The sequence below is a fragment of the Streptomyces sp. ISL-36 genome (assembly GCF_018614205.1).
Classification (GTDB): domain Bacteria; phylum Actinomycetota; class Actinomycetes; order Streptomycetales; family Streptomycetaceae; genus Streptomyces.
In genome coordinates this window covers 1-21,496 of sequence record NZ_JAGGOS010000168.1, presented here as the reverse complement: position 1 = coordinate 21,496, position 21,496 = coordinate 1, and the positions used below count along the sequence as shown (strand labels likewise).

Here is a 21,496-nt window from a genome sequence, read left to right as displayed (position 1 = left end):
GCCGGTTGGCGGCCGACGAGGGGCGGACAGGGCGCCGGGCCGACCACGGGTCGGGCCGAGCCGCACCGGGCCGAGCCCCGTTCGGTGTTCGTGGCTGGGGCCGACCGGGTGTCGGGGCGACCGGGCGTCGGCCCGGCCGCCTGTCGGGGCGACCGCCCGTCAGCCCGGGCGGCGTCAGGCCGACCGCCCGTCGGTCCAGCCTGCATCGGACCGAGCCGCGCGTCGGGTCGACCGCCCGTCAGGCCGACCCGCCCGTCGGCCCGGGCGGCGTACGCCGACCCGCGGGTCAGGTCGAGGGGGCCGCCTTGGCCTCGATGCCCGCGATCAGGATGTCGAGGGCGTAGGCGAAGTCCCGTTCCCAGATGGCGCTGACGCTGCCGTGCGAGGCCCGCTCGTCGAGGATCTCCTTCATATCCGCGATCTGCTCGGCGAATTCGGGGTCGTCGCGGAAGGCGGCGACCGCCTCCGTGTAGAAGTCGTCCTGGGACATGCCGGCCTCCGCCGCACGCCGGCCGAACTGGGCCTCGATCGTCCCGTAGCCGTACACGAACTGGAAGACCGCCGACATCGCGCCCGGCCGGCCGTGCAGCGGCAGCCCGGTGTCCCTGATGGCCTCCTGGATCTTGTACCCGACGGCGAGCGCGTTCGGGCCGATGTTGAGGTACGAGCCGACGCACGGCGAGACCCACGGGTGGCGGACGAGCACCCTGCGGTAGGCGAGGGCGAGCGCGCGGACCCGGCCCTGCCAGCCCTCCGCGGCGTCGACGGCCGCGAGGTCGATCTCCTCGTAGACGGCGTCGAGCGCGAACTCGATGATGTCGTCCTTGGTGTCCACGTACCAGTAGAGCGACATCGCCGTCACGCCCAGCTCGGACGCGAGCTTGCGCATCGACAGTTTGCCGAGGCCCTCCTCGTCCAGCATCCGGATCGAGGCCGCCACGATCCGGTCGCGGTCGAGCCCGGCGGGTCCGCCCCCGGCGCGGGCGGCCCTCTTCTCGAGCCAGACGCTGGAACGCGCCGGGTTCTTCGCCCGGTCGGCTGCCTTGACCATCGCGTTCCTCCGTGTGTCAGCGGTCCGTCACCATGCTATTCAGCGGCCGCGCGCTTCTCGGACCGCTCGGCGCGGGCGAGCAGGGCCGCCGCCACCAGGCCGCCCGCGAAGACGGCGATCGCGCCGACCAGTTGGCTGGTCTCGAGTCCGGAGGCGAAGGCGTCGGAGATCTCCTGCCGTTCGGCGTCGCTGCCGGCCGCCGCGAGCGCCGCGGGCAGGGAGGCGGCGGTCACGGTGACGAGCGCCGCGAACCGGGCGTTGAGGACGGCTCCGAGGACCGCGACGCCGAGACCGTTGCCGAACTCGGCGAGGGTGCCGTTGATACCGGCGCCCACTCCGGCCTTCTCCGGCGGGATGGAGCTCATGATGGCGTTGGCCATCGCGGGGGACGAGACGGCGATGCCGCCGCCCATCAGGACGAGGCCCAGGAGCATGCCCCCGTAGCTGCCGTCCGTACCGCCGCCGAGCACCGCGATGGAGGTGAGGCCGCCCGCGACCAGCGTCATGCCGAGGACGACGGTGGGCGGGGTGCCGAGCTTCATCACGATCCGCGGGCCGATGCCGGTCAGGTTGAGGCCGACGATGGTCAGGGCCAGCGGCGCCATCCGCAGACCCGCCTCCAGCGGCTCGTAGCCGAGCACGAACTGCAGGTGCTGGGTCAGCAGGAAGAGCGAACCGCCCATGCCGAAGACCACCAGCAGGGAGCCGCCGATGGCGCCGACGAACTTCTGGTTGCGGAAGAAGTGCATGTCGAGCATGGGGTACGGGGTGTGCAGCTCCCACCGCGCGAAGGCGCCGAGGACGACAAGGCCGATCACGGCCGGGACCAGCACCTCGGTGGAGGTCCAGCCGTGCTCCGGGCCGGTGATGATCGCGTACACCACGGCGGTCATGCCGATGGTGGAGAGCAGCGCGCCGAGCAGGTCGGGGCGCGCTCCCTGCGGGTTCTTGGACTCCGGTACGAGCTTGAGGACCGCGACCAGGCCGATCAGCGCCACCGGGATGTTGATCAGGAAGATCATTCCCCACCAGTAGTGGTTCAGGATCACGCCGCCGATCAGCGGGCCGCCGGCGAAGCCGAGCGAGCTGACGGTGGACCAGAGCGCGATGGCCTTGACCCGCTCGGAGTCGTCGAAGATCTGCATGACGACGGCGAGGGTGGTGGTCATGAGCAGCGCGCCGCCGATGCCCATGCCCGCGCGGGCGGCGATCAGCTGTCCGGTGGAGTCGGCGAGTCCGGCGGCGAGCGAGCCGAGGCCGAAGAGCGCGAGGCCGGCGGCCAGGAGCTTCTTGCGGCCGTAGCGGTCGGCGGCGTTTCCGGCGGTGAGAAGCAGGCCGGACTGGACGAGCGAGTACGCGTTGATCATCCACTGGATGTCGCTGGTGGAGGCGTGGAGCTCCGAGGTCAGCGAGGGGATGGCGACGCTCAGCACGGTGTTGTCGAGCAGCACGGTGAGCTGGGCGAGACAGATGACGCCGAGGATCAGCCAGCGCTGCGGATGGCCGCCGGACGTCTGTCCGGCGGTGGGTTCGTTCGCGGCGGTCGTCGCCGTCATGGTTCCCCCTTGTACGGTGTACGGGACTGGATCTCGTACACCGTACAAGGGCTCTCGTACGCTGTATAGCGATTATTTTCGGGCTACTTCTCCCGGGTCAGGTCGTAGAAGGTGGCGCCGTCGAGGGTGACCTGTTCGAACGTCGCCGAGACCCAGGTGGAGATCTCCGCGTTGCCACCCATGCCCCCCATGCCACCCATGGCCCCGGTCTCACCCGTGCCGCCACCGCCACCACCGGCGCCGCCACCGACGAAGTAGTGGATCTTCCCCTGGGCGACGTACTGCTTGAACTGCGCGAGCGTCGGGGACGGGTCACTGCCGTTGAAGCCCCCGATCGCCATCACCGGCTTTCCGGTGGCGAGCTGGTAGCTGGCCGCGTTCTGCGCGCCGACGGCCGCCGCGACCCAGGTGTAGTCGTCCGCACCGTCGAGCAGGGCGGCCTTGGCCTTGGAGCCGACGGTCGCGCCGTTGAGCAGACCACCCATGCCACCGCCACCAACGCCGCCGGGACCGAAGCGTTCGAGACGAGGCTGCTGCCCGTTGCCCTGACCGCCCTGGCCGCCCTGGGGCGGGGTGCCCCCCGGGGCACCGCCCGGCATCTGGCCCCCCTGACCGGCGGCCTGACCACCCGGGGGCAGCTGACCGCCCTCGAAGATCCGCATCCCGCCCGGCGGTCCGCCCCTCGCGCCGCCCGACGGACCCGCCGTCACGATCGACCCCTGATGCCCGCTGCCCAGCGTGGTCACGGTGTACGCGAATGGGCCCGCGAGCCCCGCCGCCAGACCGAGCCCCGCCATCCCGAGCCCGATCCGCCGGTCGAGCCGGCCCGCGAGCAGCAGCCCGAGCGCCGCCACCGAGCCCGTGACCAGGACCGTCCACCGCAGCCAGGGCAGCCAGTCGGGCGTCCGGCCGAGCAGCACGAACCCCCAGACCGCCGTTCCCGCGACCGTCACGGCGAGCGCCGCCGAGGCGAGGAACCGCGTGCGCTCCTCCCACAGGACGCTCGCGCCCATGCCGACGAGCGCCGCGATGTACGGGGCCAGGGCCACTGTGTAGTACTCGTGGAAGATGCCGGCCATGAAGCTGAACACGGCCAGGGTGATCAGCAGCGAGCCGCCCCAGACCAGGAACGCGGAGCGCGCGGTGTCCGTCCTCGGCGCCCGCCAGGTGACCACGAGGCCGGCGAGGAGCAGGATCAGCGCGGCCGGCAGCAGCCAGGAGATCTGGCCGCCGACGGTGTCGTTGAACATCCGCCCGATCCCGGTCTCGCCCCAGCCGCCGCCCTCACCGCCACCGGGGCCGCCGCCGCGGCCCCCGCCACCGACGCTGCCGGTCTCGTTGCCGTTGATCCGGCCGAGGCCGTTGTAGCCGAACGTGAGCTCGAGGAAGCTGTTGGTCTGCGAGCCTCCGATGTACGGACGCGAGGACGCGGGCCAGAGTTCGACCAGGGCGACCCACCATCCGGCGGTGACGACCGTCGCGAGCCCGGCGAGGGCGAGTCGGCCGACCCGGCGGCCGATCCCGGCCGGTGCGCACACCGCGTACACGAGCGCGAGCGGCGGCAGGATCAGGAAGGCCTGCAGGGTCTTGGCGAGAAACGCGAAGCCGAAGGCGACCCCTGCCCACACCAGCCACTTCGTCCGCCCGTCCTCCAGCGCCCGGAGGACGAGGTACACGGCCACCGTCATCAGCAGCGCGAGCAGCGCGTCCGGGTTGTTGAAGCGGAACATCAGCGCGGCGACCGGCGTGAGCGCCAGGACCGCGCCCGCGATCAGACCGGCGCCCGCGCCGAACCGGCGTCGGACCGCCGCGTAGAGGACGGCGACCGTCGCCACCCCCATCAGCACCTCGGGCACCAGGATCTGCCAGGACCCGAGCCCGAAGAGACGTACGGACAGCGCCATCGGCCAGAGCGCGGCCGGCGGCTTGTCGACGGTGATGGCGTTCGCCGCGTCGAGGGAGCCGAAGAAGAAGGCCTTCCAGCTCTCGCTGCCGGCCTGGACGGCCGCCGTGTAGAAGGAGTTGGCGTAGCCGGAGGCGCTCAGGTTCCAGAGGTAGAGCCCCGCCGTGACGAGGAGCAGCGCCAGGAACGCTGGCCGCACCCAGGGGGCGTCGTCGGCCCGCCCGCGCCAGAGACGGACGAGAGGCGGCCCGGTCCGTGAACGGGCGGGGGAGGCGGTCACCTGTGCGGTGGTCATCGGAAGGTCCTCGCGGTGGGGTTGGGATCGGCGGCGGTGCCGGGGTCGGCTGCGGTTGCGATGCCGAAGTCGACGGCGGTGCCGGAGTCGGCGGCGGTGCCGGGATCGGTGCCGGTGCCGGAACCGGTGCCGGTGTCCGTACGGCGGTCCGGGAACACCCAGAGCCGGAACAGCAGGAAGCGCAGGACGGTCGCCGCGAGATTGGCGGTGATCAGGACGGCGAGCTCCGTGGAGTGGGCCGGATCACCGGTCGCCGCGGCCAGCGCGACGAGGGAACCGCTGGTCAGGGCGAGACCGATGCCGAAGACGACGAGCCCCTGCGCCTGGTGGCGTACCGCGCGGTCCCGCCCCCGTACCCCGAACGTGAGACGCCGGTTGGCCGCGGTGTTGGCGACCGCGGAGACGAGCAGGGCGGCCGCGTTGGCGAGTTGGGCGCCGAGACCGAACCGGAAGGCCGAGTACAGCGCCAGGTAGAAGAGCGTCGACAGCACCCCGACGACACAGAAGCCGACCAGCTGGCGGGCCAGGCCGCCCGGCACACCGGCGAGTTGCCGGTCGCGAGGGTCGTCGCCGAAGGGCCGGGCCAGCCGGTCGAGGGGCAGCGACCCGGTGGCGAGCGCCCGTCCCACCCGCCAGACACCCTTCAGGTCGTCGGTCGCGGTCCTGACGATGTGGACCGTCGAGTCGGGATCGTCGACCCAGTCGACGGGCACCTCGTGGATGCGCAGCCCCGCCCGCTCGGCGAGGACCAGCATCTCGGTGTCGAAGAACCAGCCCGTGTCCTCGACCATCGGCAGCAGGCACTGCGCCACCTCTCCGCGTATCGCCTTGAACCCGCACTGCGCGTCGGAGAACCGGGCGGCGAGCGAGCCACGCAGGATCAGGTTGTAGGCGCGCGAGATGAACTCCCGCTTGGGCCCGCGCACGACCCGCGAGGAGCGGGCGAGCCGGGAGCCGATCGCGAGGTCGGAGTGGCCGGAGATGAGCGGCGCCACGAGCGGGAGCAGCGCGTTGAGGTCGGTGGACAGGTCCACGTCCATGTAGGCGAGGACGGGTGCGTCCGAGTGCGACCAGACGGTCCGCAGCGCCCGCCCGCGGCCCTTCTGTTCGAGCCGTACGGACTCGACCTCGGGCAGCGTCGCCGCGAGCGACGCCGCCACCTCGGGGGTCCGGTCGGTGGAGGCGTTGTCGGCGACCGTGATGCGGAAGCCGTACGGGAAGGTGCGGGAGAGGTGGTCGTGGAGCCGCAGGACGCACGGCTTCAGGTCCTTCTCCTCGTTGTAGACGGGAATCACCACGTCGAGGACCGGCCGCCCGGCGACACCGGCGGGCAGGTGCTCCCGGGCGGGAAGGGTGCCGGGCGTGGGCCCCGCGATCGATTGGGTTCGCATGGCACAGACCCTGGCCAGGGCCGCTGTCACGGCTGTGTGATGAGCCTGTGCCCTGCCTGTGAGTAGGGGAACGGCTCACGACGACGGCCGGCCCAGGACGCCTCCGTACGGCTCACTCGCCCTGCGGCACGGCTCACTCGCCCTGAGGCACGGCCAACGCGCCCTGCGGGACGGCCGACGCGTCCTGCGGGACGGCTCACTCGCTCTGCGGCACGGCCGACGCGCCCTGCGGGACGGCCGACGCGTCCTGGGGGGCGGGGCGGCCCGGAAGCGCGACCGTGAAGACGGTCCGGCCCGGGACGCTGCGTACGGTGACGTCACCGCCGTGCGCGCGGGCGACCGCACGGACGATCGCGAGGCCGAGCCCCGTACTGCCGCCGTCGGCCCGGCGGGCGCGGGAGGCGTCACCCCGGGCGAAGCGCTCGAAGACGTACGGCAGCAGCTCGGCCGCGATGCCCGGCCCGTCGTCCTCGATCTCGACGACCGCGCGGCCGGCCGCGTCCCCCCGCACGCGTGCGGTGGCGGTGGTGCCGGGAGGCGTGTGGGTACGGGCGTTGGCGAGAAGGTTGACCAGGACCTGGTGGAGGCGGGCGCCGTCCGCCCGGACCTTGACCGGCTCCTCGGGCAGTTCGAGGTGCCAGCGGTGGTCGGGCCCGGCGGCCCGGGCATCGCTCAGCGCGTCCACGACCAGCGGCGCGAGATCGGTGCTCTCGTACGCGAGCGGGCGTCCGGCGTCCAGCCGGGCGAGCAGCAGCAGATCCTCCACCAGGCCCGTCATCCGGATCGCCTCGGACTCGATCCGCCCGAGCGCGTGCCGGGTGTCGGGCCCGCACTCCTCCCGGCCGCGCCGGGTCAGCTCCGCGTACCCCCGGATCGAGGCAAGCGGGGTGCGCAGTTCATGGCTGGCGTCCGCGACGAACTGCCGTACCCGGGTCTCGCTCCGCTGGCGGGCGTGGAGCGCGGAGTGGACGTGGTCGAGCATCCGGTTGATGGCCGCGCCGACCTGCCCGACCTCGGTGCGCGGATCGGCCTCGGCGTCCGGGACCCGCTGGTGGAGGGAGACCTCGCCGCTGTGCAGCGGGAGTTCGGAGACCTGGGTGGCGGTCGCGGCGACCCGCCGCAGCGGTCGGAGCGCGATCCCGACCAGCGCCCCGCCGGCCAGCGAGGCGGCGACGAGACCGGCGCCGGTGACGCTCACCTCGACGAGGACCAGCGTGGAGAGGGACTCCTGGACGTCGGTCAACGGGATGCCGACGAGATAGTCCCCGCGGATCCCGGAGGCGTACTCGACCCGGTAGTCGTCCATGCCGGGCAGCTCGACCGTGTGCGGCTCGCCGTCGCGCGGGACGGCGGCGAGGGCGGCCCGCTGGGCCGTGTCGAGCGCCCTGACGTGGTACTTCGGTCCGTGCGTGCCCTGCTGGACGTCCTGGAAGTACTCGGCCGTGACGAGCCGGCCGTCCACCAGCTGCCCACCGAGCGTGCCGACCGGGGCGCCGGGGCCGCCGACGAAGTCGAGCGGGTCCCGGGAGCCGCCGCCGACGGGGGCGCCGAAGGGCGGTCCCGCCGCCCGGTCGGAGACGTTCTGGAGCTGCCCGTCGGCCTGGTCGTAGAGGTACGAGCGGTACGCGATCGTCGTGACCGTGCCGATCACGGCGGCGACGACGGCGATCAGCGCGACGGCGGAGACGACGAGCCGTGTCCTCAGCGACCAGGGCGGCCGGGCACGGAGGGACCACGGCCCGCGGAACCCGGTCACGGCGGTTACTCCCCCGGCTTGATCAGATAGCCGGCGCCGCGCCGGGTGTGGATCATCGGCGAGCGGCCCGCGTCGATCTTCCGCCGCAGGTAGGAGATGTAGAGCTCGACGACGTTCGCCTGGCCGCCGAAGTCGTACGACCACACCCGGTCGAGGATCTGCGCCTTGCTGAGCACCCGTCGCGGGTTGCGCATGAGGTAGCGCAGCAGCTCGAACTCGGTCGCCGTGAGATGGATCGACTCCCCGCCGCGGGTGACCTCGTGACTGTCCTCGTCCAGGGTCAGGTCCCCGACCACGAGCAGCGAGTCGCTGCGCTCCTGCGCCGCCCCGGAACGCCGGATCAGTCCGCGCAGCCGCGCCACGACCTCCTCCAGGCTGAACGGCTTGGTGACGTAGTCGTCGCCGCCCGCCGTGAGGCCGGCGATCCGGTCCTCGACGGCGTCCTTGGCGGTCAGGAACAGCACCGGCACATCGGGCAGCTCCCGCCGCAGCCCGGCGAGCACGCTCAACCCGTCCATGTCGGGCAGCATCACGTCGAGGATCACGGCGTCGGGCCGGAACTCCCGCGCCGAGCGCAGGGCCCCCGCCCCGTCGCCCGCGCTGTGGACCTGCCAGCCCTCGTACCGCAGGGCCATGGAGAGCAGTTCGGCGAGCGAGGCCTCGTCGTCCACGACGAGCACCCGGACGGCCGTGCCGTCGGGCCGGAGCATGTCGGTACGGGATCCGGTACGAGCTCCTGTGCGGGATCCGGTACGGGATTCCGTAGCGGCTCCGGTAAGGGCTCCGGTACGCGGTGAGGTGCGGGCGGCGGCGGTGCGCGGGGCGGTGCTCCCCCGGGGCGTGGTCGCGGTCATGGTGCCACGCTGGAGTGGGGTACTGAGATCTCCCTTTGCCTTCCCTGTGAATTCCCTAAGAAAGCCGGGGCAGGTCGAACAGGCCGGCCGCGTTGTCGTGCAGCACCCGCCGCAGCCACTCCTCCCCGAGCCCGAGCCGCTCCAGGGAGTCGAGCTGGTGGACGTACGGATAGGGAATATTCGGGAAGTCGGAGCCGAGGAGGATCCGCCCGCCGAGCCCGAGGTCACGCAGGCGCGGCAGCTCACCGGCGGGGAAGGGGGCGAACCGTTCGCTGAAATCGGTGAAGGCCATGGTGGTGTCCAGGTGGACGCCTTCGTACCGCTCGGCGAGGTCGAGGAAGTCGGCGTACTCCGGCATCCCCATGTGCGCGACGATCAGCCGCAGCCGCGGATGGCGGGAGAGCAGCCGCCCCACGGGCCCCGGCCCGGTGAACTTCCCGGGGGCGGGCCCTGAGCCGCAGTGGATGACGACGGGCACGCGCGCCTCGGCGATCTCCCCCCAACTCGGCTCCAGCAGAGCGTCGTTGGGATCGAACCCGCCGACCTGGAGGTGCACCTTGAGGACGCGGGCCCCGGAGTCGAGGGCGTGACGGACGTACGCCCCGGTCTCCGCCTCCGGGTAGAGGGTCGCGGTGTGCAGACAGCCGGGGGTACGGGCGGCGAAGTCGGCCGCCCAGCTGTTGAGCCACCGCGCCATGCCTGCCTTGTGCGGATAGAGCATCGAGGTGAAGGCGAGGACCCCGAACTCGCGGAGCAGCGCGACGCGGCGGTCCTCCTCCTCGCGGTAGGTGATGGGCCACTCCATGCCGGTCAACGGGCCGACGGCGTCGAAGTAGGCCCAGACCTTGTCGAGGACGTTCTGCGGCATGAAGTGAGTGTGGACGTCGACGAGCCCGGGGATGCCGAGCCGCCGGATCAGGTCGTGGGTGCCGCGGCCGCCGGGACCGCCGGGGTCACCGGAGTCGCCGGTGTCCGGCCGGTGGGGGTCATGCACGCTCAAAGCTGTAACTCCTCTCGACCTTCCCGATGTGGACGCTGTACTTCTCGTACCAGTGCGCACGCCCGTAACGCTTGGCGGCCTGGTGCTCGGTGTTGTGCTGCCAGACGGTGAGGGAGTCGAGGTCACGGAAGTAGGCGACGGTGATGCCGATGCCGCCGGGGGTGCGGGCGGACTCGTAACCGAGGAAGCCGGGGATCCCTTGGACGATCTCCTGCATGCGGGTGCTGGTCTCGGCGTACCCCTCGGGGTCGTCGGGCCGGATCGAGGTGAAGACAGCGGTGTAGTACGGCGGTTCGAGGCCCGCCACCAGGCTCTGGGTCATGTGGATCACCCTCCGCCGGGCGGGGTGAACGTGTCCACAGGGGAGCGCGAAAGGGATCCAAGTCTTTACGGTGGGCTCAGAAGAGCCCGTCCTGAGGGCGGCCCGGCTCCTTCCGGACCGGCACGGTGACGGCCGCGCCGGCATCGGCGGAGACCAGCCCCCACCCCCGCACCAGACGGGTGTCGACCACGAGACACTGCCCCTCGGAGTCGAGAAGGTGCAGGTCGGGCCCTGCGGCGGCGAGGAGACGCCCGGCGACGACGCCGTCCTCGCGGAGCTCGGCGACGGTCCCGGAGAGCGCCGGGAGCCCGTCGAGCCCGAAGGCCCTGGCGTGATCGCGCACCTCGAAGGGGAGCGTCCCGAGGGTGTCGCCCCACCCGGGCAGGGCGACGGCGCTCCGGTACAGCTCCTCGATCTCCCGGGCACGCTCGTCGGGCGGGGGCAGGTCGTGGCGTACCCCGCGCTTGTGCGCGTACGGAATCCGGTCGGGCACCTTCAGCGCGTGCCGCAGCAGCTCCTCGGTCCGCCGCGCGGCCATGAGAGGCCCGCGCCCGACCCAGCTGAAGGCGACGGCTCCCTGCTCAAGGAGCCGGGCATCACCGCGGGCCTCGGCCGTGATCCCGACCTTGGTCATCCCGGGCCCGAACCAGGCGAGGTAGACGCGGTACGGCTGCGGATCGTCCGCCTTGGTGTCGGCGGCGACCGAATGGGCCCGGTCGAGCCGCGCACAGGCGGGGCACTGACCGCCGGTCGCGCGCGGCGGCACGTCGGCCGAGACCGGGCAGGGGTTCCCCCGGGCGCCGGGGCAACGACGTCCACCGACCGCCCGGAACCCGATCATCTGCCCGTACCCGAGCGCGGACACCCGCCCGCCTTCCCAGCGCAGCCCGGGCACACCCCCGCGCCACCCCATCCCGGCACACCGCCACACCACGCGCTCGCTCCGCCCTGCTCTCGTGTGCTGCCCAGTCTCCTCCACAAGAAGAAGGCCCCCGGGAATCCCCGAGGGCCTTCTCCTGACCGTGCCTGCGACGGCCTACTACTTCGCCACGAACTGCGTGAGGATCGCCTGCACCTCGTAGATGTCGACGCCCTTGGTGAAGGTCTTCTGGACGGGGAGGGACTGACCGGAGATCCAGATCTTCAGCTCGGCGTCGAGGTCGAACGTGCCGGCGGTCTCCACGGCGAAGTGGGTGATGCTCCGGTACGGAATCGAGTGGTACTCGACCTTCTTGCCGGTGATGCCCTGCTTGTCGACGAGGACGAGCCGCCGGTCGGTGAAGAAGATGGTGTCGCGGATCAACAGGTACGCGGCGTGCACCTGCTCCCCCGGCCCGAGCAGCCGCGCGTAGTCCTGCTGCGCCTGCGCCGGATCGATCTTGTGCGCGTTCCCGAACAGTGCCATGCCAACCCCCACGATTCGAAGACAAAACGATCATCCGACCCTATCCCCCACCACCCCACCCCGGAACGGCGGTGCCACCGGGTCCGCGAGGCCACCGACTTCCTGTCCGCGGCCTCCTTCGACACCGCGGGGGACCTCGACGGTCAACGCCTGCCACGGGGCCGGGCCTGCTTCGCTGCTGTACGGCCCCAACGCAAGAGGCCCCGGAGAGGGGTTACCGGACGGCCGATCGCGTTGAGCGGGATACCCGGATGGCGGCGAGGGGGGAATCGATCGGTCAAACTTGCATAAAGCTGTCAGTTGAGCGTCGCAATGGCGAGGCCGGCGAGTGCGAGCACGGGCGAGCCGAGAAACACGATGCCGCCCATGAGCCGAAAGAACCAGGCACCGAATCGCGATGGCTCTGTAAGCCTCATATTCAGCGTCCGCGCTGCGGTCACAGCCCTGACGGCGTTGCGCCGCGCGGCGGCCTTGTCCGCCGCGCCACGCACGTTGAAGAGGAACAGCGCCCCCCACACGACGCCCGCCAGTCCCAGCATGAACAGCGCGATACCCACAACCACAGCCGATCCCCTCCCTTGAGCGCCGCCGTGACCAGCGGTCATCCAGGGATGATGCCAGTCAGCCCGTGGCCGAGCACGAGCGGTCTTTGGTCAGGGCTCCAGTCCCCCGGGTGATGTGCCAAGAGCGCACTGTGACGCCTGAGGCCGCTCTCTGGTTCGGACCTAAGGAGACGGTCACCGTGCCGACTACTGCGATCCCGGGACAGCCAGGAACTCCGGTCCCTGAGCGGCGCGAGGCCGAGCTGGACGGCGGTTTGCCGCCTCTCCTGTAATGGCATGACCTCCTCTATTGGTCAGATCGACGCTAAGTCGCCGAACTCTGCTGTCTTCGAGCCTCGTTCTGCGATGCTGGAGGCCGATCGAGAGGGGCCGCAGCGATGCAGTGGAAGATCCACGGGGAACGTCCGATCTACGAGAACAGCTGGGTGAACCTGTGGCTCACCGACGTCGAGACGCCGGACGGGAACCGCTGGGAGCACCACGTCGTCAAGCTCCGCCACCTGGCCGTAGCCGCCGTAGTCAACGAGCGGCGCGAGGTCCTGATGATGTGGCGCCACCGCTTCATCACGGACGCCTGGGCGTGGGAGCTGCCCATGGGTCTGGTCGAGGAGGGCGAGACGCCAGCCGACGCTGCTGCCCGTGAGGTGCTGGAGGAGACCGGCTGGCGACCCGGTCCCATCAAGCCGCTGATCTACGCCGAGCCGGCCAACGGCATCACCGACTCCCAGCACCACGTCTTCCGGGCCGACGGAGCGACGTACGAGGGTCCGCCGACCGAGAAGAACGAGTCGGACCGGATCGAGTGGATTCCGCTGGCCGATGTGCGGGGCATGATCGACCGGCGCGAGATCGTCAGCAGTGGCTCCCTGGTCGGGCTGCTGTACGTCCTCATGGACGAGGCGATCCGCTGACCTGGCGGGGCAGCACTTCCCGGAGCCGGGACTCGAATGCCACCGCGGCCGGTTCGCGGCGGAAGGGTTCCAGCTGTTCGTAGAACTCCCGCAGGTGGCCGGCGACTCGTTGCGAGCTGACGGCCGCTGCCGGGGCCAGGGCGTCCATGGCCGTGTGGCACGCCTCGTCGAGTTTGCCGCGTTGGAGCTGGGTGCGGGCGAGCCAGAAAGCGTGGAAGGCGCGGCCTCGGTGATTCGTCTGGTGTTCTCGGCGCAGAGCGTCCGCAATCAGGGGTTCGGCGAGGGCGGCTTCGCCCAGGCGGCCGTGCGCGATACCGGTGTCCACGATCAGCTTCGGCTCGTCGAAGTAGGCGACCCAGGCCGGGTCCGGATCACCGGTGCTGATCCGTCCGAAGTGGGTGTGCGCTTCCGAGATCGCGGTGTGGGTCGCGCCGTGGTTGCCGAGGGTGGCGTGGGCGAAGGCTTCGCGCATCGCGAGCATGGCCAGCACGCGCGGTGTCGTCCCTGCGGCCGTTCGGGCCTGGTCCTGGGCGGCCGTGACGAGTGCGAGGGCGTCGCCGGGCTTGTCCTGGTAGGTGGCCTGGAGACTCATGCAGGCGAGGACGTTGGCCATGAACTGGCGGTCGTCAATGGCCTTGGCCAGGCCGAGGGATTCGGTGAAGTAGGCGCGTGCCTGGTTGTACTGGCGGGCGTCGAAATAGGTCCATCCGGTGAGCCGGGCCAGCTCGGCCGCGATGCTGTGCAGGCCGTCCCGTAGAGGAGCCGGACGCTGCTCCTTGAGGAGGTCGACAACGTAGCGGAGCTGGCCGACGACCGCCGGCCGTAATGTCTCGCCGCCGTGCTCGTCGTCCCGGCGCCAGTAGTCCGCGATCGACGAGTGCAACGCGTCCAGCGTCGACGTACTGAGATCCCGCTCGGCCGCCAGGGCGAGGATGCTGTCGACGTCCGCCCCCGGTAGTCCGGCGGCCAGTGGTTCGACGGCTGAGGTCGGCACCTCGGCCGGTTCGCGGGGCGTGACCGTCAGGCTGGGCGGCGTCTCCCAGGAGCGTCGGGCAAGTCCGAGCATGTGTCCAGGGATGCGCAGCCCGTCAGAGATCCGTTCGATCACGTCCATGTGCAGCAACTGCCGCCGTCCGGCGATCACCTCGCCCACGCGGCTCGGGGTCAGGTCGCAGCGACGCGCGACCATCGAGGGATAGATGCCTGCTCGTGCCTTGACCAGCTGAAAGATGCGGCCGAAGTCTCTGGCCTGGCATGCCTCGATCATCACTGGGTCCGTGAGCAGGCTGACCGGGAGTTCCTTCGAGCGAGATGGCTCGGGCATCGGGCACGCTCCGGCATGAGGACTACGGATCGCTGCACTTGGTCAACCGAGGGTGATGTTACCCAAGTTGGGTAATCCGCTTGGCCTTTCTGGCCGGTCCCGCGAATCGCGATGCTCCTGGCCATGGCGAACGGACAGGACGACGTACGGATGACGTTGCGGGTCTCCCGCGACTCCGGCCAGACGTGGGGGCCTCTCACGGAGGTACGTGTGGGCGAGAACCCGGTGGTCCCGGAGAACCCGGGCCGCTACCCGCCGTGCGTCTGCCCCCGGTGCTCGCAGCAGGCCCGGAACGCTGTCTCATCCTTCCGGATGGTGTCGTGATGCGGTGCGTGCACTGGCGCGGGGTGCCCCTCGACCTGGCACGGGAAGCGCGGGAGAAGTCGGCCGCCCCGTACATCGACAGGGCCGTGCAGTGCCAGCTGTCCGTACACGACGAAGGTGAGCACTTCGGTCTCCTCACCGACGCCGGCGCATACGGGACCGCGCTGTGGCTCCGCTGGCACGGGGCGGACGAGGTGGAACTGGTCGTACTGCCGGACTGCCCGGTGGCCGCCCCGGGTCCTGACGGTGAGGGCTGCTGTCTGTTCGCCGACCACGCCAAGCAGCACACCTGGGAAGACGCCCTGGAGGAGGTCTCGTGCACCAACTGATCGCGAGCCCGCACAAGACCTGGCGCCCTCGCTCACCTCGCAACGAACAGTGCGGGGACTGCGGTGGCAGCGGCGCCAATTCGTCGGGCAGAACCTGCGGCACCTGCAACGGGCTTGGCGAGATCCACTGCCGCGCCGGCCGCCAGGAGTCCCGTGTGCTGTCCCGCTCCGTGATCCGGAAGGAGGGCCACCGATGGCCCACGCTCTGATCGCCTCCCCGTTCCTCGACGGGCACCTTCTCCTCAAGCCGGGAGCAAGGGCCGGTGCCCGAATCTCCGCCGACCACTACGAGGGCCTGCGCCAGGCCGCCACCGACGGTGAGTCGCTTCCCGCCTGGGCGGTGCAGACCGCCGCCGACATGTGGGGCCTGGACCTGGGCGGCCGCCCCGCGCAGGACACCGTGTTGGTACGCGAGCCGTCGCCGTACGGATACTGCCGGGCCTCCTGGGAAATCAACCTCGGCTGCAACTTCGGCTGCAAGCGCTGCTACCTCGGCGAGCGGCCCTTCTCCGGCCTCGGCTGGGAGGACAAGGTGCGACTGCTGGACATCATGCGTGAGGCCGGCGTCCTCTGGCTCCAGATCACCGGCGGCGAGCCCACTATGGATCCCCACTTCCAGGGCGCCTACCGGTACGCCTGGCAGGCCGGGATGATGCTCACCATCTCCACGAACGGCTCGCTGCTCTGGCGGCCGGACCTCCTCAAGCTCTTCCGGGACTGCCCGCCGTACCGCCTGGTGGTCAGCATGTACGGGGCGAGTGAGGAGTCCTTCGACACGCTCACCCAGCGCTGCGGGGCGTGGAAGGCGTTCCGGCGCGGCATGGATGCCGCACGCGAGGCGGGCCTGCCGCTGCGCATCAACGTCGTGGTGACCGAGGACAACGCCTCGGAGGCCGACGAGATGGCCGCCCTCGCCGACGAGTGGAACGTCGAGAACCACGCGTACACGAACATGACGCCCACGATCTACGGCGGCGGTGAGCCGCTGCTCGCCCAGTCCGCCGCCCACCTGCGGCAACGCAAGCCGTTCGCCGGCTGCAACGCGGGACACACCTTCTTCCACGCCGACCCGCACGCCAAGGTCTCGATCTGCAAGGTCGGCCGCGACGACCAGATCGACCTCATGGCCGAAGGCATCGGCGGCCTCACCCGGCTCGGTGCCATCGCCGACCGCCTCATGCTTCGCACCGGTGGGTGCGAGGGCTGCGCCCTGTCCGGCACCTGCCGGGTCTGCCGCCCCCTGGCCAAGCACTACCAGGAGGCGAAGGCGCCGCTGCACAGCTACTGCCAGCATGGAGACAAGGAGAGTGCCTCATGACCCCGCCCGTACCGGTGACCATCCTGCCCGGCCCGCCGACCTCGGCCCGCCGCGCCGCCCCGCCCGTCGCGACCGCGTCGATCACCGCCGTCCAGGACCTCGACGTGATCGTGGAGAGCGCGGAGTGCTCCTGCGACGCCGGTGACGACAACCCCCACTGACCGACCTGATCCGATCAACTCCGCTCAGGCCCCGGCGCGCTCGCGTCGGGGCCTGAGCCCTGCCCGGCTCACCGTTAGGGTGCCGCTCATGTTCTTCCGCTGGGACTGGCTCCGGCCCCAACTGGCCGCGCCGATCGTGCCGACCCTCGGCCCCGTCCACCCCGATGCCCTGACCGTCGGCATCTTCGAGGACACCCTGCGAGCGGCAGACACCGGAGACTTCCTGCCCTACGACAAGGACCGGCGCTGGGGCGGCGAGAAGGACGAGAAAGTCCTCCGCGAGGACGTGGTGCACCAGCCCGAGCACACCCTCATCCCCACCCTGACCGTACGCGGACGCGGCGCCGTCAAGGTCTTCGCCTATGGGCTCCGCGACAACGTCGTGGACGAAGCGGCCGAACTGGCCGCGAAGCTCGCAGCCGCGCATGACGTGGTCAACGCCCGGGTCGTACGCCCCCTCGGCCCCGAGACCACACACCCGCGCGGCACCCGCATCCAGCTCAAGGACTTCACCACCGCCCCTTGCCCGGGCCCCGGCGGCCCCGTCCGCCCCGTCACCGACTGGCCGACCGCCGTACAGGAGACCTTCGCCCCGTTCGCCGAGGGCTTGGCGGGCGATGGCCTGGCCTTCCTCCACACCCAGATGCAGGCCGGCCGGTGCGGCCCGGTTCTCGCCGCCGCAGTCGCGAACCGCATCGTGGGCGCGATCGGCCCCATGGAAGTCCGCCCCGACCCGATCGGCCGCCCCCAGCTCATGCCCCAGTACTTCGCCGTTCTGCCCGAGGCCAGAGGCCAGGGCCTGGGCCGCGTCCTGTGGCGGGCGGCCATGCACTGGGGCCAGTCCCACGGCGCCGCCTACCAGCTCCTCCAGACCGAGGTCGGCGGCCCCTCCGACAGGCTGTGCCAAGCCGAAGGACTGACCTCCCTCGGCTTCACCCACACCACGCGCGCATAGCCACTGGATCTCGCCCTCGGCGAGGCACCTCTACGGCCCTCACCAACTGCCACCCACACTCTGGCCGTTCGCCCATGCGGACGCGGATTGCCACGCGGCCGGCCGGAGCGGCTTTGGCCGGTGTCCTGTTCGGGTCCATCGAGCCGCAAACCTGAACCGGTCCTTCGAGGCCCTGTGCGCCGGAGTCCGCGAGGTCCGCTTCCACGACCTGTGCGCCACACGTACGCGTCCCTGCTCCACGAACAGGGCGCCGATGCCCGAATGATCATGGAGGTCCTGGGCCACAGCTCGATCCGCGTGACCATGGACATCTACGCCTTCGTGCGGCTGGACTCCCAGCGGTCCCCCTTCAACCGGGTCGGGGACGCGCTGAGGGGTGACGGCAACGGGCCGGACGGTGACGACGGTGCAGCCGGTGTCCCGGCAGCCGTCTGATCGGCCCGCTCCCGGCCGCCGAGTCGGTTGCTGTCAACCACTGCCGCCACGGCATACGACAGAGGCCCTCAGGATTTCTCCTGAGGGCCTCTGTCCTGCTGTGCACTCGGCAGGATTCGAACCTGCAACCTTCTGATCCGTAGTCAGATGCTCTATCCGTTAAGCTACGAGTGCTTGTGCTTCTCGGCTTTTTTCTTGCCGGTCGGCGTTGCGTGGACAACATTACATGACCTGCGCCGTAGCGCGAAATCCATTAGCCAGACCGCCTCTGACCTGCGGAAACGCCTTCCGCAGGCTCCCCCGCCGCCGCGCGCGTGTCCGCCGGACGGGTGGCCCTGCGCCGTGTCGGACGGGGGTGAACGGAAGAAGAAGCGGAGCCGGAAAGCGGAGCCGGGAGGCGGGAGCCGGGGACGGCCGAAGCCCCGGCCGTGGGGCCGGGGCTTCGGGTGGGGCGGAGGCGGAGGGATTTGAACCCTCGATGGGCTTTAAGACCCAAACCGCATTAGCAGTGCGGCGCCATAGACCGGACTAGGCGACGCCTCCATGCACCTCGCGCGGGCGCGAGTGGTGCGTGCAGATGATGACACAGGCGAGCCGGGTGTCACCAATCGCTTCTCACCGTACTAGCCCTCCGGGGCGGAGAGCAAAGCCCCTCGGCCCATCCCGCTTGCGCAACGAACGGGAGTACGGAGCGTTAGAGGAGACGGGCCCCGCGCCCGTGGCCCCCACCCGCTCACCAGGAGTTCGTATGCTGCGCCGCCTCGTTCTCACGACCCTCGCGCCTCTCGCCGCCACCGCCGGCGCCGCCGGGCTCGGGCCGATTCCGTCGTTGCCGCTGCTTTCGCCGCCCGACACGCTCACCGTGACGGTCTCCAAGAGCAGCCACCCGAACGCCAACGGCACCTACCGACTGGAGTGCGGCAGCGAGGCGAGCGGGAACCACCCGGCCGCCGACCGTGCCTGCGAGCGGCTCGCCCGGCTCGCCGAGGAGGGGAAGGACCCGTTCGCGGCGGTGGACAAGGACCGGTTCTGCACGCAGCAGTACGGCGGATCCGCCGTCGCGCACATCACCGGGGATTGGCGGGGGCAGGCCGTCGACGCCCGCTTCTCCCGGGCCAACGGGTGCGAGATCGAGCGCTGGGAGAATCTGGAGCCTGTGCTTCCGCACGTACGGGGATGAAGCGCCCACGAAGCGCCGCATTGTGCCGGAGGCACGAGACCTCCCCCCGCGCCGGGCGGCCCTGCCCTTAGACTCACCTCAGTGACAGGCCGCGGCCCGAGGGGCAAGATGGGGCCGGCCGGCCACCGTGCAGTGCGGCTGGGCAAGTGCAGTGGGTCAGGGAGGAAGCGTCGTCGTGAGCAGCAGGCCATCCCGAGGCGCTGCTCGCCTCGCAGCCATACTTGACGCCCTCCCCGACGGCCTCGTGCTCGTCAACTGCAACGGCACGGTCGTCAACGCCAACACCATCGCCCTCGGCATGTTCGAGACCCCGGGCACCGCGCTCGTCGGGCGCGGGCTGCTCGATCTGCTGCCCGGCTTCGACTCGCGCCTGATCCCCGGCTCGATGCGGCTGCCCGAGGGCACCGACGAGCACGGCCGCACCAAGCCGACCCGGATGATCGCGCGCCGTACCGACGGCAGCGAGTTCGCCGTCGAGGTGACCAGCGCCAGCCTCGAGGACGGGCGCGAGGCCTACGACTCGTACAGCGCCTACACCGGCGACGAACTGCTCATGCTCGTCGTCCGCGATCTCACCGGCACCCTCGACACCGAGGCCGAACTCGCCCGCTCGCAGCGCCAGACCGAGATGATCCTGCGCGCCGCGGCCGAGGGCGTGGTCGGCACCGACACCGACGGCCGGGTCGTCCTCGTCAACCCCGCCGCCGCGCAGATCCTCGGCTACCGCGCCAGCGATCTCGGCGGCAAGGAGCTCCACCCGCTGATCCTGCACTCGCGGTCGGACGGCGAGCCGTTCCCGTACGAAGGGTCGCCGCTCGCCGACACGCTGAAGTCGGGCCGCAAGCACCGGGTCCGCAACCAGGTGCTCTGGTCGAAGAACGGCTCGCGGGTGCCCGTCGATCTGACGACCGCGCCGGTACGGGACGGGGATCAGCTCGTCGGCGCGGTGATGACCTTCACCGACCGCCGGCCGTACGAACAGCTCGCCGAGAAGCACGCCGCCGAACTCGCCGACATCGCGGAGCGGCACGCGGCGGAGCTGGAGCGCCGGGCGGGCGAGCTGGAGCAGGAGAAGGAGCGGTACGAGGCCCTGGCCGCCCGGCACGAGCAGCTGACGGCCGTCCTCGGCGAGGCGCTACGCGGCCCTCTGGAGGAGCTGCGCACCGAGCTCGCCACCCTCGCGGCCGACGACGCGGGACAGCTGTGGCCCGAGGCCAACCAGTTGCTCCACCATCTGGCCGCCGGGTACGCGCGGATCACCACCCTCGTCGACAACGTCCTCGGCTATCAGCGCCTGGACGCCGGCACGGAGACCCTCGACAAGCGCGTCGTGCTGCTCGACCGGGTCGTCGGTGCGGGTGTCGACGGGGCCGTGGAGCTCATCGGGCCCGGCCGGGCCCAGTTCGCCGTCCACGCCCCGCCGATCGAGGCCGAGGTGGACGCAGGACGGCTCGCGACCGCGCTCGCCCACCTCGTCGCGGACGTGGCCGGGGTCGACTCCACCGGCAAGGCCCCGGTCGTGCCGGGTGCCGGATACGCGGACTCGACGATCGTGGTGGCGGCCGCGCAGCGCGGCGACGTCGTACGGATCGAGGTGCGCGGGCCGTACGCCGGGGGCGACGCCGTCCACCAGCCCATCGTCCGCGGGATCGTGGCCGCGCACGGCGGTGTGGTGCAGACGCACGAGGTGCCCGGGATGAGCGGCAGCGCGTATGTGCTGGAGGTCCCGCTCGGCGCCGGGAAGGGGACGATCGCCGCGCCCGCCGCGCCGGAACCGAGGCCCGAGCCGGGTCCCGTACAGGCGCCCGCGCCAGGTCAGGTGCCCGGGCCCGCGTCCGGCTCGGTAGCCGGTCCGGTGTCGGGTTCTGCCTCCGGTCCGGTGTCCGGCCCTGGCTCCGGTCCGGTGTCCGGCCCCGCGTCGGCTGCCGCGGCTCGGGGCGGGCAGCTCGCGCTTCCCGCGCAGGCGTCGGAGACGCAGGAGGGCGGACGCCGGCGTGCGCGTCGGGCATCCACGGACGCCTTCCTCGAGAGCTCCGTGACTGCGGAGAGCGGTGCCGAAGCGGGAGCCGGATGCGGATCCGGTGGCGACACCGGTGGTGCTGTCGAGCCGACCGGTCGCCGACGCGGCCGTACCGCCGAGGGCGCCCCGGCGGCAGCCGCCGAGCTGATCCCGGCCAAGAACGCGGTTACGGACAGCCCCTCCGGGGTCGAGCCGACCGGTCGCCGCCGTGGCCGCCCCGCCGAAGGCGCCGTGGTGACCGCCGCCGAGGGGGCGCAGGGGCGTGCCGCGGTCGGCGACGCCGTACCGCCGCAGGGTGTTCCTGTGCCTGCCCAGGGCGTTTCCGTGCCCCCGCAGGGTGCCCGGATGGAGGCTCCCGCCCTCGCCCGGGCTCTGCCCGCCGTGGCGAGCGGCGAGGCGGGCGGCGCGTCGGGCGGCACGTCGGGCGAGGCGCAGCCGACGGG

The 21,496-nt window shown here is 71.5% G+C and carries 20 protein-coding genes and 2 tRNA genes; 8 read left to right on the top strand and 14 right to left on the bottom strand.

Features of this window, described 5'->3' with window-relative positions; translation table 11 throughout:
* Nucleotides 1-286 precede the first annotated feature (286 nt).
* The 11 genes from J7E93_RS33510 to J7E93_RS33460 form a co-directional block, all read right to left on the bottom strand.
* Entirely contained in the window at nucleotides 287-1,051 is a 765-nt protein-coding gene (locus J7E93_RS33510; RefSeq protein ID WP_215073809.1) for a TetR/AcrR family transcriptional regulator, read from the bottom strand.
* Between the two features lie 35 nt (nucleotides 1,052-1,086).
* Nucleotides 1,087-2,607, bottom strand: coding sequence for an MFS transporter (locus J7E93_RS33505; RefSeq protein WP_215073808.1), 1,521 nt, complete (start codon nucleotides 2,605-2,607; stop codon nucleotides 1,087-1,089).
* Nucleotides 2,608-2,690: 83 nt separating this feature from the next.
* Nucleotides 2,691-4,805: a glycosyltransferase family 39 protein gene (locus J7E93_RS33500; protein ID WP_215073807.1), complete on the bottom strand. Its 2,115-nt coding sequence runs from the start codon at nucleotides 4,803-4,805 to the stop codon at nucleotides 2,691-2,693.
* The gene (locus J7E93_RS33495; protein ID WP_251067462.1) at nucleotides 4,802-6,196 is read right to left on the bottom strand and encodes a bifunctional glycosyltransferase family 2/GtrA family protein; all 1,395 of its coding nucleotides are present in this window, start codon (nucleotides 6,194-6,196) and stop codon (nucleotides 4,802-4,804) included. The genes J7E93_RS33500 and J7E93_RS33495 overlap by 4 nt, the downstream gene beginning before the upstream one ends.
* Before the next feature lie 196 nt (nucleotides 6,197-6,392).
* Nucleotides 6,393-7,952 (bottom strand): cell wall metabolism sensor histidine kinase WalK, encoded by a 1,560-nt coding sequence (locus J7E93_RS33490; RefSeq protein WP_215073806.1) that lies wholly within the window; start codon nucleotides 7,950-7,952, stop codon nucleotides 6,393-6,395.
* Nucleotides 7,953-7,957: 5 nt separating this feature from the next.
* Nucleotides 7,958-8,662: a response regulator transcription factor gene (locus J7E93_RS33485; protein ID WP_215073805.1), complete on the bottom strand. Its 705-nt coding sequence runs from the start codon at nucleotides 8,660-8,662 to the stop codon at nucleotides 7,958-7,960.
* Between the two features lie 199 nt (nucleotides 8,663-8,861).
* Entirely contained in the window at nucleotides 8,862-9,725 is an 864-nt protein-coding gene (locus J7E93_RS33480) for an amidohydrolase family protein (protein ID WP_251067463.1), read from the bottom strand.
* A 67-nt stretch (nucleotides 9,726-9,792) separates the two neighbouring features.
* Nucleotides 9,793-10,128 carry an antibiotic biosynthesis monooxygenase gene (locus J7E93_RS33475; protein ID WP_215073804.1) on the bottom strand — a complete coding sequence of 112 codons (336 nt, stop codon included), beginning with the start codon at nucleotides 10,126-10,128 and terminating at the stop codon, nucleotides 9,793-9,795.
* Between the two features lie 76 nt (nucleotides 10,129-10,204).
* Nucleotides 10,205-11,041 carry a DUF2797 domain-containing protein gene (locus J7E93_RS33470; RefSeq protein ID WP_215073803.1) on the bottom strand — a complete coding sequence of 279 codons (837 nt, stop codon included), beginning with the start codon at nucleotides 11,039-11,041 and terminating at the stop codon, nucleotides 10,205-10,207.
* Between the two features lie 126 nt (nucleotides 11,042-11,167).
* Nucleotides 11,168-11,533, bottom strand: a complete 366-nt coding sequence (locus tag J7E93_RS33465; protein ID WP_215073802.1) for a PH domain-containing protein — start codon at nucleotides 11,531-11,533, stop codon at nucleotides 11,168-11,170.
* Between the two features lie 296 nt (nucleotides 11,534-11,829).
* A complete protein-coding gene (locus J7E93_RS33460; protein ID WP_215073801.1) occupies nucleotides 11,830-12,138 on the bottom strand; it encodes a hypothetical protein in 309 nt (102 codons plus the stop codon).
* A gap of 335 nt (nucleotides 12,139-12,473) precedes the next feature.
* Here J7E93_RS33460 and J7E93_RS33455 point away from each other — a divergent pair, with 335 nt between their 5' ends.
* The gene (locus J7E93_RS33455) at nucleotides 12,474-13,007 is read left to right on the top strand and encodes an NUDIX hydrolase (protein ID WP_032764683.1); all 534 of its coding nucleotides are present in this window, start codon (nucleotides 12,474-12,476) and stop codon (nucleotides 13,005-13,007) included.
* On the opposite strand, the gene J7E93_RS33450 is transcribed toward J7E93_RS33455, so the two are convergent.
* Entirely contained in the window at nucleotides 12,985-14,331 is a 1,347-nt protein-coding gene (locus J7E93_RS33450) for a hypothetical protein (protein ID WP_215073800.1), read from the bottom strand. The two genes, J7E93_RS33455 and J7E93_RS33450, sit on opposite strands and share 23 nt — an antisense overlap.
* 323 nt (nucleotides 14,332-14,654) lie before the next feature.
* On the opposite strand from J7E93_RS33450, the gene J7E93_RS33445 reads away from it, so the two are divergent.
* The 5 genes from J7E93_RS33445 to J7E93_RS38210 all read left to right on the top strand — a co-directional run bounded on the left by J7E93_RS33445 (nucleotide 14,655) and on the right by J7E93_RS38210 (nucleotide 17,853).
* A complete protein-coding gene (locus tag J7E93_RS33445; RefSeq protein WP_215073799.1) occupies nucleotides 14,655-14,984 on the top strand; it encodes a hypothetical protein in 330 nt (109 codons plus the stop codon).
* Between the two features lie 193 nt (nucleotides 14,985-15,177).
* Nucleotides 15,178-16,302 (top strand): radical SAM protein, encoded by a 1,125-nt coding sequence (locus tag J7E93_RS33440; protein WP_215073798.1) that lies wholly within the window; start codon nucleotides 15,178-15,180, stop codon nucleotides 16,300-16,302.
* On the top strand, nucleotides 16,299-16,463 hold the full coding sequence (locus J7E93_RS33435; RefSeq protein WP_164494953.1) for a hypothetical protein: 165 nt from the start codon (nucleotides 16,299-16,301) through the stop codon (nucleotides 16,461-16,463). The genes J7E93_RS33440 and J7E93_RS33435 overlap by 4 nt, the downstream gene beginning before the upstream one ends.
* 88 nt (nucleotides 16,464-16,551) lie before the next feature.
* On the top strand, nucleotides 16,552-17,418 hold the full coding sequence (locus J7E93_RS33430; protein ID WP_215073797.1) for a GNAT family N-acetyltransferase: 867 nt from the start codon (nucleotides 16,552-16,554) through the stop codon (nucleotides 17,416-17,418).
* Between the two features lie 210 nt (nucleotides 17,419-17,628).
* Entirely contained in the window at nucleotides 17,629-17,853 is a 225-nt protein-coding gene (locus tag J7E93_RS38210) for a tyrosine-type recombinase/integrase (protein WP_308368867.1), read from the top strand.
* A gap of 101 nt (nucleotides 17,854-17,954) precedes the next feature.
* Here the strand turns inward: J7E93_RS38210 and J7E93_RS33420 are convergent.
* Both J7E93_RS33420 and J7E93_RS33415 read right to left on the bottom strand, forming a co-directional pair.
* A tRNA-Arg gene (locus J7E93_RS33420) sits at nucleotides 17,955-18,027 on the bottom strand.
* Between the two features lie 278 nt (nucleotides 18,028-18,305).
* Nucleotides 18,306-18,396 (bottom strand) — tRNA-Ser (locus tag J7E93_RS33415).
* Nucleotides 18,397-18,601: 205 nt separating this feature from the next.
* Here J7E93_RS33415 and J7E93_RS33410 point away from each other — a divergent pair.
* Nucleotides 18,602-19,033 (top strand): SSI family serine proteinase inhibitor, encoded by a 432-nt coding sequence (locus tag J7E93_RS33410; protein ID WP_215073796.1) that lies wholly within the window; start codon nucleotides 18,602-18,604, stop codon nucleotides 19,031-19,033.
* A 175-nt stretch (nucleotides 19,034-19,208) separates the two neighbouring features.
* Nucleotides 19,209-21,496, top strand: a 2,288-nt coding sequence (locus J7E93_RS33405) for a PAS domain-containing protein (RefSeq protein ID WP_215073795.1), incomplete at its 3' end; no start/stop codon positions are given.

Bases quoted from the DNA above. Each gene is read 5' to 3' on its own strand.
- J7E93_RS33510 (WP_215073809.1), bottom strand. From the start codon at position 1,051: ATGGTCAAGGCAGCCGACCGGGCGAAGAACCCGGCGCGTTCCAGCGTC.
- J7E93_RS33505 (WP_215073808.1), bottom strand. From the start codon at position 2,607: ATGACGGCGACGACCGCCGCGAACGAACCCACCGCCGGACAGACGTCC.
- J7E93_RS33500 (WP_215073807.1), bottom strand. From the start codon at position 4,805: ATGACCACCGCACAGGTGACCGCCTCCCCCGCCCGTTCACGGACCGGG.
- J7E93_RS33495 (WP_251067462.1), bottom strand. From the start codon at position 6,196: ATGCGAACCCAATCGATCGCGGGGCCCACGCCCGGCACCCTTCCCGCC.
- J7E93_RS33485 (WP_215073805.1), bottom strand. From the start codon at position 8,662: ATGCTCCGGCCCGACGGCACGGCCGTCCGGGTGCTCGTCGTGGACGAC.
- J7E93_RS33475 (WP_215073804.1), bottom strand. From the start codon at position 10,128: ATGACCCAGAGCCTGGTGGCGGGCCTCGAACCGCCGTACTACACCGCT.
- J7E93_RS33470 (WP_215073803.1), bottom strand. From the start codon at position 11,041: ATGGGGTGGCGCGGGGGTGTGCCCGGGCTGCGCTGGGAAGGCGGGCGG.
- J7E93_RS33465 (WP_215073802.1), bottom strand. From the start codon at position 11,533: ATGGCACTGTTCGGGAACGCGCACAAGATCGATCCGGCGCAGGCGCAG.
- J7E93_RS33460 (WP_215073801.1), bottom strand. From the start codon at position 12,138: ATGACCGCTGGTCACGGCGGCGCTCAAGGGAGGGGATCGGCTGTGGTT.
- J7E93_RS33455 (WP_032764683.1), top strand. From the start codon at position 12,474: ATGCAGTGGAAGATCCACGGGGAACGTCCGATCTACGAGAACAGCTGG.
- J7E93_RS33450 (WP_215073800.1), bottom strand. From the start codon at position 14,331: ATGCCCGAGCCATCTCGCTCGAAGGAACTCCCGGTCAGCCTGCTCACG.
- J7E93_RS33445 (WP_215073799.1), top strand. From the start codon at position 14,655: ATGCGGTGCGTGCACTGGCGCGGGGTGCCCCTCGACCTGGCACGGGAA.
- J7E93_RS33440 (WP_215073798.1), top strand. From the start codon at position 15,178: ATGGCCCACGCTCTGATCGCCTCCCCGTTCCTCGACGGGCACCTTCTC.
- J7E93_RS33435 (WP_164494953.1), top strand. From the start codon at position 16,299: ATGACCCCGCCCGTACCGGTGACCATCCTGCCCGGCCCGCCGACCTCG.
- J7E93_RS33430 (WP_215073797.1), top strand. From the start codon at position 16,552: ATGTTCTTCCGCTGGGACTGGCTCCGGCCCCAACTGGCCGCGCCGATC.
- J7E93_RS33410 (WP_215073796.1), top strand. From the start codon at position 18,602: ATGCTGCGCCGCCTCGTTCTCACGACCCTCGCGCCTCTCGCCGCCACC.